Origin of the sequence: Marispirochaeta aestuarii (genome assembly GCF_002087085.1) — a bacterium.
In the GTDB taxonomy this organism is placed as follows: Bacteria; Spirochaetota; Spirochaetia; order JC444; family Marispirochaetaceae; genus Marispirochaeta; species Marispirochaeta aestuarii.
Map to the genome: position 1 here is coordinate 101,083 of NZ_MWQY01000007.1, position 18,576 is coordinate 119,658.

16 protein-coding genes are annotated in these 18,576 nt (G+C 56.5%); 8 read left to right on the forward strand and 8 right to left on the reverse strand.

Features of this window, described 5'->3' with window-relative positions; genetic code table 11:
- Window positions 1-5 precede the first annotated feature (5 nt).
- Together lipA and lipB are read right to left on the reverse strand one after the other, a co-directional pair.
- The gene (gene lipA / locus B4O97_RS07575; RefSeq protein ID WP_083049720.1) at window positions 6-887 is read right to left on the reverse strand and encodes a lipoyl synthase; all 882 of its coding nucleotides are present in this window, start codon (window positions 885-887) and stop codon (window positions 6-8) included.
- Window positions 842-1,540, reverse strand: a complete 699-nt coding sequence (gene lipB, locus B4O97_RS07580; RefSeq protein WP_158084202.1) for a lipoyl(octanoyl) transferase LipB — start codon at window positions 1,538-1,540, stop codon at window positions 842-844. The genes lipA and lipB overlap by 46 nt, the downstream gene beginning before the upstream one ends.
- A gap of 138 nt (window positions 1,541-1,678) precedes the next feature.
- On the opposite strand from lipB, the gene B4O97_RS07585 reads away from it, so the two are divergent.
- The 6 genes from B4O97_RS07585 (at window position 1,679) to B4O97_RS07610 (ending at window position 7,866) form a co-directional block, all read left to right on the forward strand.
- Window positions 1,679-2,044 carry a response regulator gene (locus B4O97_RS07585; protein WP_158084203.1) on the forward strand — a complete coding sequence of 122 codons (366 nt, stop codon included), beginning with the start codon at window positions 1,679-1,681 and terminating at the stop codon, window positions 2,042-2,044.
- On the forward strand, window positions 2,041-2,661 hold the full coding sequence (locus tag B4O97_RS07590) for a hypothetical protein (RefSeq protein WP_083049724.1): 621 nt from the start codon (window positions 2,041-2,043) through the stop codon (window positions 2,659-2,661). The genes B4O97_RS07585 and B4O97_RS07590 overlap by 4 nt, the downstream gene beginning before the upstream one ends.
- Window positions 2,662-2,664: 3 nt before the next feature.
- On the forward strand, window positions 2,665-3,735 hold the full coding sequence (locus B4O97_RS07595) for a sensor histidine kinase (protein ID WP_083049725.1): 1,071 nt from the start codon (window positions 2,665-2,667) through the stop codon (window positions 3,733-3,735).
- Window positions 3,736-3,825: 90 nt separating this feature from the next.
- Window positions 3,826-4,839 (forward strand): LacI family DNA-binding transcriptional regulator, encoded by a 1,014-nt coding sequence (locus B4O97_RS07600; RefSeq protein WP_083049727.1) that lies wholly within the window; start codon window positions 3,826-3,828, stop codon window positions 4,837-4,839.
- 4 nt (window positions 4,840-4,843) lie between these two features.
- Complete coding sequence (locus tag B4O97_RS07605) at window positions 4,844-6,358, forward strand: tagaturonate reductase (protein ID WP_083049728.1); 1,515 nt, start codon at window positions 4,844-4,846, stop codon at window positions 6,356-6,358.
- A 17-nt stretch (window positions 6,359-6,375) separates the two neighbouring features.
- A complete protein-coding gene (locus B4O97_RS07610) occupies window positions 6,376-7,866 on the forward strand; it encodes a UxaA family hydrolase (protein ID WP_083049729.1) in 1,491 nt (496 codons plus the stop codon).
- Here the strand turns inward: B4O97_RS07610 and B4O97_RS07615 are convergent, their stop codons facing one another.
- Complete coding sequence (locus B4O97_RS07615; RefSeq protein ID WP_083049837.1) at window positions 7,867-8,808, reverse strand: cation diffusion facilitator family transporter; 942 nt, start codon at window positions 8,806-8,808, stop codon at window positions 7,867-7,869.
- 107 nt (window positions 8,809-8,915) lie between these two features.
- On the opposite strand from B4O97_RS07615, the gene B4O97_RS07620 reads away from it, so the two are divergent.
- Window positions 8,916-9,290 (forward strand): hypothetical protein, encoded by a 375-nt coding sequence (locus B4O97_RS07620; protein ID WP_083049731.1) that lies wholly within the window; start codon window positions 8,916-8,918, stop codon window positions 9,288-9,290.
- Window positions 9,291-9,311: 21 nt separating this feature from the next.
- Here the strand turns inward: B4O97_RS07620 and B4O97_RS07625 are convergent, their stop codons facing one another.
- Window positions 9,312-10,970, reverse strand: coding sequence for an adenylate/guanylate cyclase domain-containing protein (locus B4O97_RS07625; RefSeq protein ID WP_083049732.1), 1,659 nt, complete (start codon window positions 10,968-10,970; stop codon window positions 9,312-9,314).
- 72 nt (window positions 10,971-11,042) lie between these two features.
- Here B4O97_RS07625 and B4O97_RS07630 point away from each other — a divergent pair, with 72 nt between their 5' ends.
- On the forward strand, window positions 11,043-13,058 hold the full coding sequence (locus tag B4O97_RS07630; RefSeq protein WP_083049733.1) for a coiled-coil domain-containing protein: 2,016 nt from the start codon (window positions 11,043-11,045) through the stop codon (window positions 13,056-13,058).
- On the opposite strand, the gene B4O97_RS07635 is transcribed toward B4O97_RS07630, so the two are convergent.
- The 4 genes from B4O97_RS07635 to B4O97_RS07650 all read right to left on the reverse strand — a co-directional run bounded on the left by B4O97_RS07635 (window position 13,037) and on the right by B4O97_RS07650 (window position 18,536).
- On the reverse strand, window positions 13,037-16,411 hold the full coding sequence (locus B4O97_RS07635; RefSeq protein WP_143305600.1) for a hypothetical protein: 3,375 nt from the start codon (window positions 16,409-16,411) through the stop codon (window positions 13,037-13,039). The two genes, B4O97_RS07630 and B4O97_RS07635, sit on opposite strands and share 22 nt — an antisense overlap.
- A gap of 70 nt (window positions 16,412-16,481) precedes the next feature.
- Complete coding sequence (locus B4O97_RS07640) at window positions 16,482-16,865, reverse strand: hypothetical protein (protein ID WP_143305602.1); 384 nt, start codon at window positions 16,863-16,865, stop codon at window positions 16,482-16,484.
- 126 nt (window positions 16,866-16,991) lie between these two features.
- Window positions 16,992-18,047, reverse strand: coding sequence for a hypothetical protein (locus B4O97_RS07645; RefSeq protein ID WP_083049737.1), 1,056 nt, complete (start codon window positions 18,045-18,047; stop codon window positions 16,992-16,994).
- 66 nt (window positions 18,048-18,113) lie between these two features.
- The gene (locus B4O97_RS07650; protein WP_083049738.1) at window positions 18,114-18,536 is read right to left on the reverse strand and encodes a (deoxy)nucleoside triphosphate pyrophosphohydrolase; all 423 of its coding nucleotides are present in this window, start codon (window positions 18,534-18,536) and stop codon (window positions 18,114-18,116) included.
- Window positions 18,537-18,576: the final 40 nt, after the last annotated feature.

Genomic DNA, 18,576 nt, shown 5'->3' on the forward strand with positions numbered 1-18,576 from the left:
CCGGCTTAGGCCTCAGCTTTTCCCTCCAGGGCCTCCGCGGCCTTGTAGGAGGAGCGCACAAAGGGAGCGGATGCAACATGCCGGAAGCCCCGCTTTTCCGCCTCTTTTCGATAATCGTCAAATACTTCAGGTTTCACATACTCCGCCACCGGGTAGTGCTCTGATGACGGGGCGAGGTACTGACCGATCGTTAAAAAGTCGCATCCGGCACGGCGCAGATCATCGAAAAGTTCGAGAACCTCTTCCCGGGTCTCCCCCAGCCCCAGCATCAACCCCGTTTTTACCGCCATGGGTCTTCCGCAGTCCGCCGCCCGCTTAAGGAGTTCCAGGGATCTGCGGTAATCCGCCTGGGGACGCACCCTGGAGTAGAGCCGCGGCACGGTTTCCACGTTATGATTGATCACCTCCGGCCCGGCCTCGATTACCGTGGCCAGAGCATCGGGATCACCCTGAAAATCCGGGATCAGGACCTCGATGCTGGCTTCAGGCAGCCGGGTCCGAAGCTCCCGGATGACCGCCGCAAAGTGTCCCGCTCCGCCGTCGGGCAGATCGTCCCGGGTTACGGAGGTCACCACCACATGACGCAGTCCCAACTCCCGGGCGGCCCGGGCAAGCCTGACCGGCTCCTCGGCATCAACAGGCTCAGGCGTTCCAGGGCTGACATTGCAGAAACGGCAGTTCCGGGTGCAGACGGAGCCGAGGACCATGAAGGTCGCGGTACGGGAGGCGAAACACTCCATCCGGTTGGGACAATTCGCCTCGACGCAGACCGTGTTCAGATGCAGGCTTTTCAGAAGGGCCTTTACCCTGTTCAGGTCCCGCCCTCCCCGGACGGGGATTCTCAGCCAGTCCGGTTTTCGCTGATGAGTATGTTCAGATCGTCCCATGAAAACTCCTCTGTTTCGCTATAGCCGTAGGTATCCCGGAAGACTCCGGCATAGTCAAGACGGGCCCGCTCCATGTCGGATTCGCGCCCTGTAAGCATGCGGGTGGAGGTAACCCCTTTATCGGTAATCCCGCAGGGGATTATATAGCTGAAGGGTGTCAGATCGCAGTTTATATTCAGGGCGAAACCGTGCATGGTAACCCCGCGGCTGATGCTGATACCCAGGGCGGCGATTTTGGCATCCTTCACCCAGACCCCGACATGCTCCTCGCTCAGGCCCGCTTCTATACCGTGGTATTCTGCCAGGTAACGGATCACCGAGCTTTCCAGGCGTTCGACAAAGAGCCGGAGCTTCCGCTGGTGATGATACAGGTTGACGATTACATAGCCCACCAGCTGACCCGGGCCGTGATAGGTAATCTGGCCTCCCCGGTCGATCTCCGCGACATCGATTCCCTTCTGCGCCAGAATCTCCCTGGAAAGCAGCAGGTCCCCGTGGTCTCCCCGCTTGCCCAGGGTCACCACCGGAGGATGCTCCAGAAGAAGCAGGGTATCCGGAATCTCCTCCCCCTGACGAAGTTCCCTGAGCTTCTGCTGAATTGTCAGGGCCTCTCCGTAAGGAACCAGTGGTGCATGAATTATCCGCAGCTTCACCAATCTCTCCTTGTCGGTATCCGTACAATCCAATACTACTCCGGAGCAGAGCTGCGGCGCAAGTAGCGTTTTTGTATACAGATTCACTGGATATAGAGAAGAATTTTCTATATGCTTGAGGAAAAGCAGGAGCCAGACATGAACAAGGTACTGATTGTGGACGATTCCATGATCTCCCGGCAAATGTTAAGCAAATACCTCGCCCCCACGGGTTACACCATCGATACCGCCGCGTCCGGAGAAGAGGCCCTGGAAAAGATTCTTCCCGGCTCCTGCGATGTGGTCGTTCTTGATCTGCTGATGCCGGGAATCAGCGGGCTCGAGGTGCTGGAAAAGCTTTCCCTGAAAAAACTCACGCCGCCGGTCATAGTGCTGAGTGCGGATATTCAGGATTCCACCCGGGAAAAAGCCCTTTCCCTCGGAGCCAGCCGCTTCATGACCAAACCGCCCCGGCCGGAGGAACTGCAGAAGCTTGTACGGGAGCTTATGGAGTCAAAAGAATGACCTCCATCGGCAGACTGGAAAAACAGAATATCCAGACCCTGATAGACTCCGGTGTCCGGCAGGGGGCGGAAGTCCTGAACGCAATGCTCAACAGTCCCATCAAGCTCGAAGCCCCCGTTCTCTCGGTTGTTGGTATGGAGGAGCTAAAGGAGCAGCTTAAAGCTGAGTACAAAGGATCCCTGGCCGGGGTGCGTATGAGCTATGCCGGGGAACTGATCGGGGAGGTGGAGCTTATCTTCAACACCGCCGAAGCCGCCAGGCTGGCCTCGGCAATCACCCAGGACCTTGCTCCGGAAACCGACCTGGATGCGCTTCAGGCCGCAACCATCAGCGAAGTCGGGAACGTGGTTATCAATGCCATAATCGGGACCATGAGCAACAGCCTGGGGCTGCATTTGAACTTTTCGGTACCCCAGTACATGGAAGGCGAAATCGATTCTCTTCTCCGGCGCACGGAGGAGATCAGAAGCACCACGGCATTGCTGGTAAAAACCCGGTTTTTTATCAACAAGCTGGATATAAGCGGCCATATTCTGCTTTTTTTTACCCTGGGGGCCTTTGATCTTTTCAAATCCCGGCTGAAAGACTACAACACTGCCAGCCAGGGAACATCCTGAGCCATGGACTACTCGATATTCGATCGTATTCCCCTGGGGATCTGTCTTATGGACAGGGATTTCACCGTCAGGGGATGGAACATCTGTATGCAGGACTGGACCGGAATCACCCTGGAGGAGATCCGGGACCAGGATATACGGAGCTTCTTTCCCCTTTTCAACAGAGAGATATACGCTTCCCGGCTCAAGCTGCTCTTTAACGGGGGTCCGCCGGCGATTTTCTCTCCCCAGCTCCACGCGGGGCTCTTTCCCAGCCGCAAACAGGGGATGCCCCCTCAGGTCCACCATATAACCGTCTCCTCCATCAATACCGATAAAGGCGAGGTCCTGGCACTTTTCGCGGTACAGGATGTAACGCGGGAGCATAACAGAAGCGCGGAACTCCGAAGGCTGCACCAGCTTGCCAGAGAGGAGATTGTTCAGCGCAAAAAGGCCGAGGAGGAACTGACAGAGGCCCTGGATCAGAACAGAGCCCTGCTGAGGGAGAACCAGCACCGGATAAAAAACAACCTTGCCACGCTGATCAGCCTCCTGGAGCTGCAGAAGAACAACCTCTTTGATCCCCGGGACGAGGAGATTCTGACACTGCTTATCAACCGGGTATATTCCATTCAGCGGGTCCATAAGCACCTTTCCGAAAATGCGGACACCCCGGACATCCGCCTGGATGCCTATCTGAAGGACCTGACGGAGAACATGATAAACGCCGCCGCCGCGGAGGAAAAAGAGAAGCGGCCGGAAGTGCGAATCCATGCAGATCCGGTGGAACTGAAGATAAAGACGGCCATTCCCGTGGGGATGATAATCGCCGAATTAATTACCAACTCCCTGAAACACTCTTTCGGAAGCTCCAGGGAAACACAGAATACAATAAGCATCTCCACCCGGCTGGACACCAGGGGAATGCTTACCCTCAGGTACCGGGATTCAGGAAATACCGGCGGTGAGCCCCGGGAAGGGGGACTGGGAATCCGACTGAACGAGGCCTTCGCCGATCAGCTCGGCGGAAGTCTGCGGAGGGAGCCGGAAATGGGAAATGTTACTGTTCTGGAATTCCCGCTTAAGCAGCAATAAGCCGATGTTGACATCCGGCCCCCTCTGTGATGTTATGAAAGCTGCAGCTGAAAGCGCTTACAAATCTTCGGGAGACGGACTGGCGGATCCATGAACATCTACGACATAGCCCGGGAGGCCGGGGTATCCATAGCTACAATCTCGCGGGTACTGAACGGCAGCCCCAAGGTCAAGGAATCAACCCGGACCAGGATTGAAAGGATCCTGGAAAAGCACCACTACTCCCCCAGCGCCTTTGCCCGCGGCATGGTCTACGGCAGCATGCATACCATCGGAGTACTGACCGTGGACGTCAGAGACCTCTACTTCGGTACCGTCACCCACGCCATCGAACAGGCTTTTTCCCGATCCGGCTACACCACGGTACTCTGTAACACCGGAGGTATCCCGGAGCGCCAGCTTCACTATCTGGAACTGTTGACCACCAAAAAGGTGGACGGTATCATTCTGGTAGGCTCCTACTTCGACAACCGGGAGCTCGAGGAGGCCATACGCCACGTGGCGGCCAGGATTCCGGTAATCATGCTCAACCGGGACCTTCAGGGGGATAACATCTGGTCGGTAGTCTGCGATGAGGCCCAGGGAATTTCCGCCTGCGTAGCCCATCTCAGCGCCCTGGGACACCGGGATATCATTTACATCAGGGACACCACCACCTTCAGCGCCATGCGCAAACTCTCCGGTTTCCGCCGGGGAATGGAGTCGGCGGGTCTTGAAAACGCTGAGGCTGCCGTTATTGAAACAGGAAAGGGAATCGAAGGCGGGATAAACGGGGTACTGCGGGCTGCGGAACTGGGTGTTCCCTTCAGTGCCGTTGTGACCGGAGACGACGTCTGTGCCGCCGGGGTCATAAAGGGGCTCAAAAAGCTGGGACGAATTCCCGGAAGGGAGGTCTCCGTCACCGGCTTCAACGATTCCCTGCTTGCCCGAAGTACCGATCCGGAACTGAGTTCCGTTAACAGCCGGCCCGAAGAGATGGGAGAAACCGCCGTTTCGATCCTGTCCAGGGTTCTGGAGGGGGAAGATCCCCCGAAAATCACCCTGGTACGGCCGGAATTGGTACTCCGGGAGAGTACCTCCCCGTTTACGGGAAAAAAGGAGTAAGAAGATGAAGCAGTTGTCACGAGAAAACGCCGCGTCATTTACATTCCCCCCGGAGATCCAGGCCCCGGATCTGACGGTCCGGCCGGTAAAGGTCCTGCAGTTCGGGGAGGGGAACTTTCTCCGGGGATTCGTGGACTGGATGATCGACCGCATGAACCGCGCCGGGGTTTTTAACGGCAGCGTTCAGATAGTGCAGCCTATTTCCCGGGGAATGGTGGAGGAACTTAACGAGCAGGGAGGAATCTATACCCTCTTTCTGAGGGGCCTGCGCAAGGGTTCGGTAATCGAGCAGAAGGAGGTGATCGCCTCCGTTAGCGGCGGCATAAATCCCTACAGGGATTTCGATGCGTTTCTAAGGGCCGCGGAAAACCCGGAACTCAGGTTTGTCGTCTCCAACACCACCGAGGCAGGAATAGCCTACACCCCGGAGGAACTTCCCCTGAATGCCCCATCGGCCTCCTTTCCGGGAAAGGTGGTTCAGCTGCTGTATCAGCGTTTTTCCAGCTTCCACGGTGCGGCCGATAAGGGTCTGGTGTTTCTGCCCTGTGAACTGATCGACCGCAACGGGGACAACCTGAAGCGAATCGTTCTTCAGCTTACCCGGGAGTGGACGCTGCCGGAGGATTTCCGGAGATGGATACTGGAAGCCAATGTCTTCTGCAACACCCTGGTGGACCGCATTGTAACCGGCTACCCCAGGGAGCAGGCTGTTGAGTACGAGGGAGAACTGGGTTACCGGGACAAACTTCTGGACACCGGAGAGCTCTTTCATCTCTGGGTTATCGAGGGTCCGGCGGAATTGAAAGAGGAGTTTCCCCTCCAGGATGCGGATATCCGGGTCGTCTGGACCGATGACATGACCCCCTACCGGACCCGGAAGGTGAGAATCCTCAACGGCGCCCACACCATGACCGTTCCCGCGGCCTACCTGGCGGGGATGGAAACCGTGGGGGAGTGTCTCGCCGACAATGTGGTCGCCTCCTTCATGAAGAAGGGCATCTTCGACGAGATCATGCCCGTCATGGAGATGCCCAAAAAAGAGCTGAAGGAATACGCCGACGAGGTGCTGGAACGCTTTTCCAACCCCTTCATAACCCACTACCTGCTGGATATATCCCTGAACTCTGTTTCAAAGTTCAAGGCCCGGGTCCTTCCGTCCCTGAAGGACTATATCTCCCGGAAAAAGGAAGTCCCCGGGATATTAAGCTTCTCCCTGGCGGCACTGATACGCTTTTACCGGGGGAGCGAGCTCAAGAACGGCAGCCTCAGCGGGACCCGTGGGGGAAGGACCTACCGGATTACCGACAACCAGGAGGTCCTGGAGTTCTTCCGCGGCCTGTGGACGGAACACGCAGAAGGCTCAAAGGACCTTAAGGCAGTGGCAGAAGCGGCCCTTGCCGAATCCCGGTTCTGGGGAGAGGACCTGACCGGGCTAAAGGGACTTGCGTCAGCCGTTGCCGCACACCTTGAAAACATTCAGCGGGCGGGTATGCTCGCCGCAATAAAAGACCTTTTATAAGGAAGATACACCCATCAATGAGCACCTATCGCATTCACACCAGAGACAATGTAGCTGTCGCAGTTGAAGATCTGAAGGCCGGAGAAACCCTGAACATCGAGGATGTTCAGCTAATCTGCAGGAGCGAAATCCCCCGGGGCCACAAGTTCGCCCTTCGCAGCATCGAGGCGGGAAGCAGCATTATCAAATACGGCTACCCCATCGGTACCGCCCTGCAGAATATCGAAGCCGGGGACCACATCCATGTACACAACCTGAAAACCTCTCTTTCCGGAACCCTGGAGTACGACTACGAACCGGTTGACTCCCGCCTTCAGGCGGCGGAATCCCGCAGTTTTATGGGATTTCCGCGTCCCGACGGCAAGGCCGGTACCCGCAACGAGGTCTGGATCATTCCCATCTCGGGCTGCGTGAACAGAACAACCCAGATGCTGGCACAGAGCGGCCTTCCCCTGCCGGAGAACGTGGAGGGCATCCACGCCTTTCCCCATCCCTATGGCTGCTCCCAGCTGGGGGACGACCATGAGCACACCCGCAGTATCCTGGCGGGACTTGCGGAGCACCCCAATGCCGGAGCCGTACTCCTGATCGGTCTGGGCTGCGAAAACAACCAGATGGACAGCTTCATCGAGCTTCTGAAGGAACGGGGATCCTGGAACGATGAGCGCATCCGGTGGATGGTTACCCAGGATGTGGAGGATGAACTCGAGACCGGCAGGGAGCTCCTCAAGCGCTGTATCAGCTATGCCGCGGGCTTCCGGCGCCGGGAGCTTCCTTCATCCAGACTTGTCGTCGGTCTCAAGTGCGGAGGTTCCGACGGACTCTCCGGCCTTACGGCGAACCCTCTGGTAGGGGCCTTTTCCGACGACCTGATCGCCCAGGGGGGCAGCACGATACTGACGGAGGTGCCGGAGATGTTCGGTGCCGAGACGATCCTCATGAACCGTGCAGCGGACCATAACGTCTACGGAAAGATTGTCTCCCTTATCAACAGTTTCAAGGAATACTTTCTCAGGCACAACCAGACGGTTTACGAAAATCCCAGTCCCGGCAATAAAAAGGGGGGAATATCCACCCTGGAGGACAAGTCCCTGGGCTGTACCCAGAAAAGCGGGGACGCCCCGGTGGCGGATGTTATCCGCTACGGCCAGGTGCTGAAGACCCCGGGGCTCAACCTGCTCCAGGGACCCGGCAACGACATCGTGTCGGTAACCGCCCTGGCAGCCGCGGGCGCCCAGATAATCCTCTTTACCACCGGAAGGGGAAACCCCCTGGGCTCGCCGGTCCCCACGGTCAAGATCGCCAGCAACAACGACCTGGCGGTCAGGAAAGCGCACTGGATCGACTTCAGCGCCGGAGACCTGGTTTCAAAGCCCGGAACCCTGATGGAGACCCTGCGGAAGGATTTGATGGGAGTTGTGCTTGATCATGCCTCTGGGAAGCGTACCCGAAACGAGGAACACGGCTACCGGGAGATAGCGATTTTCAAGGACGGGGTCATTCTCTGATCAGCAGCTGTTCTGTTCCTCGTCCATGATCTGCTGAGAAAGGCCGTATCGCTCACGATGCTCCCCCTTGCCCCGGGGTTCTATGTGAACTATTACGTCGTACACATCGGGGATCTCCCGCTTTATGGCCTCCTCCACCCGGCCCGCGATCCTGTGTCCCAGCAGAACCGTGGCATTGCCGTCGACCTCTATATCGAGATCCACAACCTGCAGCCTGCCGATTCTGCGTACCCGGGTCCGGTGGGGATTCATGGCCCCTTCTACCTCGCTGACCGCGCAGAAGATCTTCCGGTAGATCTCCGGATCGGCCTGTCCGTCCATCAGCTCCACCGAGGTCTCCAGAAAGATCCCCAGGGCGACCCGCATGATCCAGATGCTGAGGAGAAAAGCGATGATCGGGTCGATCACCGGCATATGCAGCACATGGGTCGCAAAGAGTCCTGCCAGCACCGTCAGGGAGATAAAGATATCGTTCCGCATGTTCGCCGCATCGGCGATCAGCATGGAACTGCCCGTTGAACAGCCAACCCGGTACTTGTACATGGCGAGTCCGAGTTTTCCGATGATTGAAACTCCGGTTACAACCAGAGCGGCGGTCCGGGGAACCGAGGAAACCTCTCCGGAGATCAGGTGCTGTATGGTGATGATCGCCAGCTGAGCGCCGGCAAAGAAGATAATGAAGCTCAGCAGCTTGGTGGCGATGGTCTCGGCCCGGGTGTGCCCGTAGGGATGATTAACATCCGGCGGTTTTTCGCTGATATTGATGGTTACCAGGGTGATCGCGGAGGTAAGGATGTCCGTGGCAGAATCGATTCCGTCGCTGATAACGGCATAGCTGCCGGCAATGAACCCGACGATGATTTTCGCCGCCGAGAGCAGGGCGTTGGCAACTATACCGATCACCGAAGCCCGGGCAATGATTCTGGCTCGTCGTTCAGGCATACAGGGAGCATAATCCAAAAGAGCATCCGCCGCAATATACACACCGGGGTTTGCTTTTACCCTGCCCGGGACGTACAATTTAATAATCACACAATGAGGAGTGAAGCATGAAAAAAACACTGTTTATCCTGGTTCTACTTACATTCTCCCTGATGTTCCTGAGCGCCGAAGGCATCGACATGGGCGACTTCCCCGTCGGTACCTGGCTGGATCCCAATTACGACGCGGTCTGGGAACTGTCGGTGGAGAACATCCGGATCCTCGATACATCGGAAAACGTATACTTCGATTTTTCCGAAGCCACGGTGGAAGACTTTGACGTATCCGGCGGCATGAGCGGCCTGACCGTCTCCTTCTCCTGCCCGGAGACCGGCAAGTTCTACAAGCTTACCAAACCGGTATCCATGGGTACGGCGATTGTTCTGGAGATCGAACGCTCGGATTATCCCGACTACAGGGTCGAAATGCCCTTCCGCAAGTAGAAGGGGCTGCACGGTTCTGAATTATTTTGAGGTCATGACCGATTCCCCCTGCCAGTCTGCGGGGGGAGGGTTCCTGAAAAAATCTTCACTGCGCTTCCGGTACATTTTCGCCGGATAATCCCGGGGGAGCAGCTCCAGTACCCGCTCAAAGCGCTTTCCCGCTTCGGCGAAATCCCGCCGGATATACAGGTCCATGGCCGCGTGGTAGATCTCCCAGGCCTCTTTCTCCTTCTCGGACAGGGACTCCCGTACAGTGTAGATGCGTACGGCGGAACTTTTTCCCTTTACGATTACCCTGTCAATCAGCCTGCAGGGATAGCTTGACGCCACCCGCTGCTGAACCGACTCGGAGACGATTATCGGCTCATGGTAAATCTTGGTAAGTCCTTCCAGCCGGGAGGCAAGGTTTACCATGTCACCGATGACGGTATAGTCCATCTTCTTTTCCGACCCGATGTTCCCCACCGTCACGACACCGTAATTTATGCCGATGCCGATCCTGAAGGGCGGCATGCCCAGACTGCGCTGCCGTCTGTTGAAGACCTCCAGGGAGGACAGCATCCCGAGCCCCGCCTCCACCGACAGAAGGGCATCGTTGTCACCCTTCACCGGGGCGCCGAAGAAGGCCATGATGGCATCCCCGATATACTTGTCGACGATGCCGTTCTTTGCGAGGACTACATCCACCATCTTCTCAAAATAGCCGTTCAGGGACTCCACAAGCACATCCGGAGACATATTCTCGGAAATCGTGGTAAAGGAACGGATGTCGGAAAAGAGCACCGCCATCACCCGGTTGTCCCCCTTCAGCATCGATTCCGGGGCCTCCTCGAACTGTTCAATCACATTATTGGGAACGTATTTCTGGAAAATATGGCGAATTCGTGTTTCCCGGTTTTTCGCCAGGACCATTTCGTAGGCGTACTTCTTTATCTGAGAGTAGGCTTTATCCAGCTCCCCCGTCATAAGGTTAAAGTAATGCCCCAGCTGGCCGGTCTCGTCCTGGTACTGGAGACTTACCTTTTTTGACAGGTCCCCCGTGGAGATGATCTCCCGGATGACATCCACCATCGCATTCAGAGGGCGGGTAAGGATATTGGAGAATACAATCAGAAGGGCTGCTGCCGCAGCCAGGGAGAGAATCAGGATTATCGCCGTACGACGGTAAATCTGGCCCAGAGCGGCATAGAAGACCTCCTCCTTTTCCGTACTGAGAATGTACCAGTCAAAGGGGGCAAAGAATGCGGCCTGGCCTACATAGGATTCCCCTGCGAGACGCAGCCTCCGCCAGCCTTCCAGTTCCTTCGCAAAGCTTTCAGCCAGAGATTCCTGCTCCGCCGGAGAAAGCTCTATCTTCCGGGTAGCCAGTACGGGACTGCCCGTCCTGTCCACAGCAAGGATGAGCTCGGTATCGCTGCGGATTATGGTGCCCGCAAAGCTCGAGACGGCTTCTTTTGCCGCAGCAACGAACTCCGGATCAGAATCAAAGCCGTTGTTCATCAGCAGGTCCCACTGGCTGCGGGCATAGTTGAGAACGGTATCATTCTTAAAACGCAGGAACTCCGCGGCTATTATACTTATACCGTTGCGTGCCGATAATGAAGAGACGAGGACCGTCATTAAAAGAGGCGTCATCAACAGGGGCAGGACAATCAGAATGATCTTTCGCCGTATGGTCATAGATACTTTTGAGTATAAACTCTATTTCCCGGGAGTCAACCTGTGTAATGCCGGCAGCCGGAGCCGTTTATAATGGGAAGCCTTCTTTCACGGGCCCGGATGCTCCGGGAGAGACCCCTCCATCCTTCTCAAGGTCTTCTGAGGAAGGCCCGAAGCCTCCAGGAACGAATCACCGGAAGACCTTCCGCAGATATTGAATCCCTCGACCCGCGGCGGACAAAAGAGCAGGAAATCATGGCGGAGATGGACTCCATCCTGGAACAGAACCGTCTTGCCATAACCGATGAGACCCTGAAGTTCTCTGCCCTCTCCTCGGGCGCCCGTTTCCCTGTCATACTGAACCTGACCGCCGCAGTCCTGATGCTTGTCGTCGGAACAGGCCTCTTTTTCCTCTTCAACCGGGGAGAGGCATCACAGGTCGACCCTGCCGGGCGAATCAGTTCCGCGGAAAGCAGGATAATTTCCGCCGTGAGGGAGGAATCCCGCCAGGAACTGGCCCGCAAGGAAGAAGAGATCAATTCCATAAACCGGCAGCTCCGGCAAGCCCAGGAGGCCAGGGTCGCCCTGATCGCCGAAACAGAAAACGAGCTGTTGCGCAGGGAGGCCCAGCTGAAGGAAGAGATGTCCCGGGAACTCGAGGCGGAGCGCCGGCGCCTTCTGGCAGCCGGACTCGACCAAGTCGACCTCGATGAACAGCTCTCCCGCTACCGGGAGCAGCAGCAGGGGGAATACGAGGAACAGCTCGCCGCGGTAAACGCCGAACTCGAAGCCCGCCTGGAAGAACGCTCCGCGGAACTGAACCAGCAGATGGAGGAGTACCGGCAGGCCCTGAGCAGCGCCAGAACAGAACAGGAAAGTATCCAGGAAAGGCTTGCCACGGCCAGGGATGAGGCTGCCCGGGCTGTTCAAGAGGCCGGGGCCGACCGGAGTGCCGCCCTGAACAGGCTGGAGACCCTCAATCGGCAGCAGGGTCAGAAAACTCTCGTGGAGGAGCATCTTCTGTCCATGTATGACGGCGTCAATACACAGCTGCAGCGGGGAGAATACCGGGAAGCCTCTCTGCAGCTCGATCGGATAGAGGAATTTATCAACAGTAGCGCCGCCGAAACCATAATGGTTCTGAATAACAGAATGGAAGTCGAACAGTTTCTTCTAGGCTCCCTGCGCCGCCTTATTGCCGTTGAAGCCGGCACAGGCGGGGAGCTTCCACGCTTCGGCCCTCTGCTGGCATCCGTCTCCGCCAGGGTTGAAGAAGGCAACCGTCTCTTCAGTGAAGGAAATCTGGAAGAGGCCGGGAAGGCCTATACTGAAGCCCTGAACACAATACCGGAGATTGAAACCGGCTATGCCCGTCTTCAGGAGATAGAGGAAGGTCAGCTGGCCCGGGAGCGCAGTCTTCTCGAAGAACGCCTTGCAGAAGGGGACAGGCTCTACCGGGAAGCCAGGTACCAGGCTTCCGTGGACCGCTACCGGGAAGCCCTGGGAATTCTGGAAAGGCAGGCGCCGCCCCTGGATCAGCTGGTTACCCATCTGATGGACGCGGGCTATCATTTACGCAGTGAAAACGAGGCACAGCCGGAACCGGTAATCATTACCAGGGTCATCAGGGAAGAGATCCCCGCAGAAGATACCGCACGTATCGAGAAAGCCAGGGCTGAGGAGGAAAGACGCCGGCTGCTCCTGGAACAGCTTGACCTGCTCCGCTCAAGATATGCAGAGGGCTCCTCGACGCAAGAGTCAAAAGCTTCCCGGCAAGCCCTCATTACTCTGTTGAACACCAAGCTGCTTATCCGGCAGGCCCTGGCCAGCGAAGAGGTCCGCAGGCAGTATCCCGATCTCTACAGGAACGCTGATGAAGTTCTTGATATGTATGGCGTGGAACAGCGCCGGGAAGGTAAAACCGAAGCCCTCCGGGATGTCGTGGCCATTACCGATTACCTGGAGAACAATCCTTCCAGTTCCCCCCCCACGGCCACCGCGGAAAGTGCCCGCCAGCGGGAGCTTCTGCTGCAGTTTCTGGAGAACCTGAAAGAGCTGCTGGGAGAAAAACCGACAAAAAACCCCGATTATTCCTCTCCAGAAATGTAGATAGTATAGGGTATCTCATAGGCTGGATTCCCATATACAATATACTCGTATGACTCAATCCCGACATATGCTGTCTCCGGAGGTATCCATCCAGTAACACTGAGACTCCCGATATCCGGCTCACGATCTGCAACATTATCCGCGCTGATGAAATCACTCTTAAAATCATCCCAGAGGTGCAGTGCGCCAGCATCATCACCTGTTGACCATACAGCGTATGAACTTATAGTGCTGATCCCGGGCTCCAGATCGAAGGAGAAGGTATCGTATTTGTCATTCAGGGCGGAATCATCGAGCCATCCCCGCACAACCAGGGTCTGTCCGACTTCAAGACTGCCGATATACTGGGTATTAGGAATTGGCGTGCCCGAAGGGTTCGGGCTTGGACCTGAACCATCATTAGAAAGGCCTGAATGATCGGCCCCTTCGGAATCAACGAAATACAACTCCACTGCCGAAGATATATATTTGTTGTTCAAAAGGATATGATCATCCGAAGCGCTTATACGCACAAGGATGTAACAGCGACCGTACGCCGGCCAGCTGCTTATATCCAGATCCTCCGCATGAATGGAAAAACTATCTCCTGCATCCAGGGGACTCTCAGAACCGGAACCGATCTCCAGATCATCATCGCTGAAGCCCGTATCGAAGCTCAAAAAGACCTCCCAGAAGATGTTTTTTCTTCCATCTCCGCTCCCGCTGTTCTCTAGTATAAATCCGCCGGTAACTGAAGTGCCTGCCTCTGCCTCAAGGGGAAAGGTTACGGACTGAATCTCGTAATCAGGAGGATCGCTGACGGTAAACCTGCCGGCGGATACGGCGTAATCATCGGGATTAATCTCGTCAGGGGCCTGTACTTCTATAATCAGGTAGTACTCCCCTGGCGTCGCGGGCCAGACAGCCCCCAGAGTCGGAATATTGGACAAGGTCTGCCCGCCGTTCAAAGGCCCCACCGTTCCGCTTCCGATCTCCTCCCCCGCATCAGGGACCGCGTTATAGGAAGCATAAGCGGTCCAGGTCACATTTTCCGAGCCGTTGGTTCCGATATTGGCAATACTGAAACTCTCCTCCACAGGACTGCCGCCGGTCACATACGGGGCATACATGCTTATGTCGCTGACCGTGTAATCGGGATCGCTTGCCCCGGGGTCCGTGACATTGTACGTACTGCTGCTGGCCCGAATGTTGTTGCTGGTATTGACCTCGTCCGCCGCCTGCAGGCGCACCAGGATATACCAGTTACCCGCAGCCGGCCAGGATCCCTCGTTAATCGGAATGGAAGCGGAGCTTGCTTCGGATCCCAGGGCGGAAAAACTGCCGCTGTCCACCAGGATGTCCCCGGCATTGTACACCTGGTCAGCGGAGATATAGGCGGACCATTCCACCGGAGAGCTGCCGGCGTCGGTCCCCTGATTTCTGGCGGTGAAACTGGCCGACACCGTATCTCCCACCTGGGCACTGCCCCCGGACGGCGCCAGGGACACATAATAATCCACATCGGATCCGGCACTGACCGGCTGCACGCTGAAAGCAGCGCTGACAAACCACTCGTTCGGCGTAACTTCATCATCCGACCACTCCCGGACCTTCAGGTACCAGGTTCCGGCCGTCGCAGGCCAGAAGCCCGCCAGGGAAACAACAGCGCTGTCCCCTCCGGCAAGTGCTGACTCGCTGTCGGAATCGATTATACGATCTCCGCCGCTCAAACCGGGACTGTTGTCCTGGGATACCCAGGCGGCCCAGTTTACGCTGGTCCCGCCGTCGTCAAGGCCGTCGTTCAGCAGGGTAAAGCTTTCGCCCATGGCTGAACCCGCATCCGGTGTCGGGTCGACGGCGGTAAAACTGTCCACAATATATTCTATGTCCCCCGCCGGGGGAGGAGGAAACTCGCTGACGATAATCGTCGCCTGGTCACTCCAGCCGTAGGCATTGTCAGTTACCTCCAGCACATCCGTTCCGGCGGAGTTTCCGGCGGTATAGCTGTCCCCCGTCATGGAAGGCGAGCCCGAATCCGACTGGCTGAAGGAGTAGGAATAGGTCCCTCCGCCCCTGCCGCCGCTTATTTCAAAATCGACACTCTGCCCCACATACACCGATGCCACCGCCGGGCTGATCGACAGGGGAGCAACTATTTCCGTACTCCCTGCCGACCGGTTCCGGTTGTCCCCGGTCTCCAGGTCGTCGGCGGCATATACCTCTACCAGCAGGTAATAATCTCCCGGTTCCGAAGGCCATGTGCCGCCGGTGCCGTCGGATAACCGGACCGTGCTCCCGGGGCCGGTGGGCAGCCCTCCGGAGATCGATCCGGAGGCGACGATCCGGTCGTCGGCACCCCCAATGGAAGTGTCCGTACTGGCGTAGACCGTCCAGTTGATGTCCCTGGAACCATCAGCGGTCCCATGGTTTATTATCGTGAACTCCGCGTCGAAAGAGCTGCCGGTGAGTATATCCACGGAAACGATGTTAAGAATTTCCCCTGCCTCGTAATCAACACTCGTCGCGGAATCAACCACCGTTACCGTCGCTGGCCGGGTCCTGCCGTCGTAGCCGTCGGTCAGGGTTACCGTATCGGTGCCCGGAGTCGGGCCCGCGGTATAGACGTTACCCGCAAGGGATCCGCCGCTCTGATTATGTGCGGGTACCATGAATGCAAAGCTGAAGGCCCCGTCCCCGCCGACGGCATTGAATGTAATCGACTGGTTCACATAGACCGTAATAATCTCCGGGCTTATGGAGAGGGGTTTGGCCTGAACAGAGATCGTCGCCGTGGCGGAATCCCCCAGACTGTCGGTAACCGTGATTATGTCGGTCACCATATTTGACCCGTCGGATGGCCCTGCGGCGTAAGAATATGACGATACTCCGCTGGCCGGGGCACTGGGAGAAAAGGATCCGTTGCTGGTGACTTCGAAACTGAATGGTCCGGTTCCCCCGACGGGAGAGAAATTTATTCCGTCGCCGGTATAGACGGTCTGACTTGCAGGGCTGATTCCCAGCGCCAGGCCGGGATTGTTAATGGTAAACTCCCCGTACACGCTGGTGCCGGCCTGATCCCTGACCCTGATTACCGTCAAGCCCGGACTCGCGGGGGCCGAGAAGACATTGCCGGTAAATCCGCCGTCTCCGGATACCAGTCCGTAGCTGTAGGGAGGGATTCCTCCGGAGGTATCCACAGGAAGGCTGTCCCCGATCTGCAGCACCGCCGAGGTGGGAGAAATGCTCAGGGCCTTCCCGTCGGGACCGTCCACCAGCTCTTCCAGGCTAAAGGGTTCCTGGCAGGAGATCAACAGGAGTGTTAAAGACAGTAATAGAGTGATGTTATAGACGATCCTCGTACGAAAAAACAACATACCGGCACTCCAAAAACCTTCTTATCAAGTATCGATTACCATTATTAATATTTCAAGAGATGTCCTGATTCTAATTTCCTACAGAATACGGGCCACTGTTGTTTTTATTGTTCGAGGTGTCATAATCGCTATAGTTTATCTCTACAATCACGTAATAGCCGGCTGCAGACACCGGCCAGTTACCGGAAAAACTAACCGTAGCAGGAACATCCGTCAGCAGAGCCTCTCCTTGAGTTAAAAGAACCGGGTTATTCAGATTGTTCTTCGAAGTATAAACGGCCCACTGTATATCGAAGGAACCTTCGCTTAAACCGTTTTTTCCCAGGTTGAAGGTTCCCGTAATCTCACCGCCAGCTATATTTGGATCGGACGTCACAACCGGAGACATGACGTAATAGTCAAAAAAGGCCTCTTCCGCAGTTATCTCATCCCCTTCAAGGTTTCCGTCAACCACAGTCTCCAGGAAAAAAGGCTCCTGACAGGATAATACGATGAGACATAACAGAAGGACCTGCACTATCCGTGCCGGTAAGCCGTAGGCTTGCGGCCACATATACTTACTCCCCTGCTGCGTGAGCAGCTAGAAATTTATCCCGATCCTCGGCATAAATCCGTACAGAAGCGCTCCGTTTTCGTAAAAAAGTGCAATATCCGCGGCGGCGGTCAGCACCAGCTTCCCCAGGGCAAAATCCATGGTCATTCCTGCTTCAGCAGAGGGTACCAGCTTGGTCTCGCTGTCTCCGCCTTCCGGCGTCACCACAAACAACGCTCCCCCCGCGGCTGCCCTGAGGCCCGGTACGGCAGGGCCGCCTGCATCAAACTTCAGTCGCAGTTCAGGACCCGATGTAACAATGAAACCCTGCGCCTCGGTGGCGAAGCCTTCGGCCTGGAAAAACATGGCCCCCAGGTTCAGTCCGCAAAAGAGTCCCGGTTTAAAACGATAGCCTCCGAAGAAAGAGGGAGCAAAGCCGGTCTTCATGTAGCGGCCGGCCTCTCCCGCGGCAAGAAAAAGTCCCATATCGGCGGAAAAAAGAAAGTCTTTTGTCTTCGCCGCCTGTTCTGAAACATCCACGGCGGCCTTTTCAGCCTCCGGCGGAGTCGTTCCCTGCTCCTTCGCAGCTGCTGTATCCTCAGTTTCCCTTTCTGCTTCCACAGGTCCGCCTTCCGCCGGAACAGCTTCTTCGAGGTTTTCAGGGGAAACCGTCGCCGCGAAAAAGTCCGGATTCTCGTCCAGAAAAGCGCTGATCGATTCGGTCAGTTCCCGGGCATAGCCCAGAAGAACCGAATCAAGGGCAAAACGGAGCTCCTCCCTGGCCTCGACGGAGAACAGGTTTATATTCTTCCCCGGTACTCCGGCTTCCAGTTTGAAATTGATTGAATCGCCGATAATATCATAATCGCCGCGGATCAGGATATCCGGGTCTGGAAGGCTTGAATCCTCAAGCGTGAATCCCGCAAGTCCGAGTTCGAGTTCAAGACTCTCCAGAAAAAGACTGCTCAGATCCTCACCGCCTGTATCTGTGTCTCCGGTAATTGCGGCGCTTATTTTTACAGGCGGGGCTTCATTCCCTGTCTGGGCGTTCAGGGATGTCCAGGCGGGACCTGGAGCCAGAACAAGTAGTACAGTAAGCAGCACACGGCCGAATCCGGACATAGGCACAGTATATATCATATCGTGGTAATCTACAAACTGAACCTTCGACTATCTTTCCTCCCCTTCATTTCCGGTCTGTTCAGGGACTCCCCGGGCTACTGATTCAGCCGCAGGAATATCCGCCTCCGCCAGCCGGAAGCTGAGAAGATCATCCACCGTAACCCAGGCAAGCTCATGATGCTCCCTCGGATGGGGCTCTCCCCTGATAATTTCGGCTTCATAGACGGCGAGTTCGATGGAGATATCCGGATAGGAGAACGGGAAAAGCCCCAGCTTCTCCCCAATCCGGGCCTCGATCCCCAGCTCCTCCTGAAGCTCCCGGGACAGACAGCTCCGGTCGTCCTCTCCGTCCTCCACCTTCCCTCCGGGGAATTCCCATAAAAGCGGACGGGATTGCTGTTCAGAACGCCTCGCAAGGAGGATATATTCACCCCGGCGGAGGACCGCGGCCGTTACACGAACGTGTTTCATCCGGCCAAGGGTAATCCTTTCATACTGCTTTGTTCAAGCT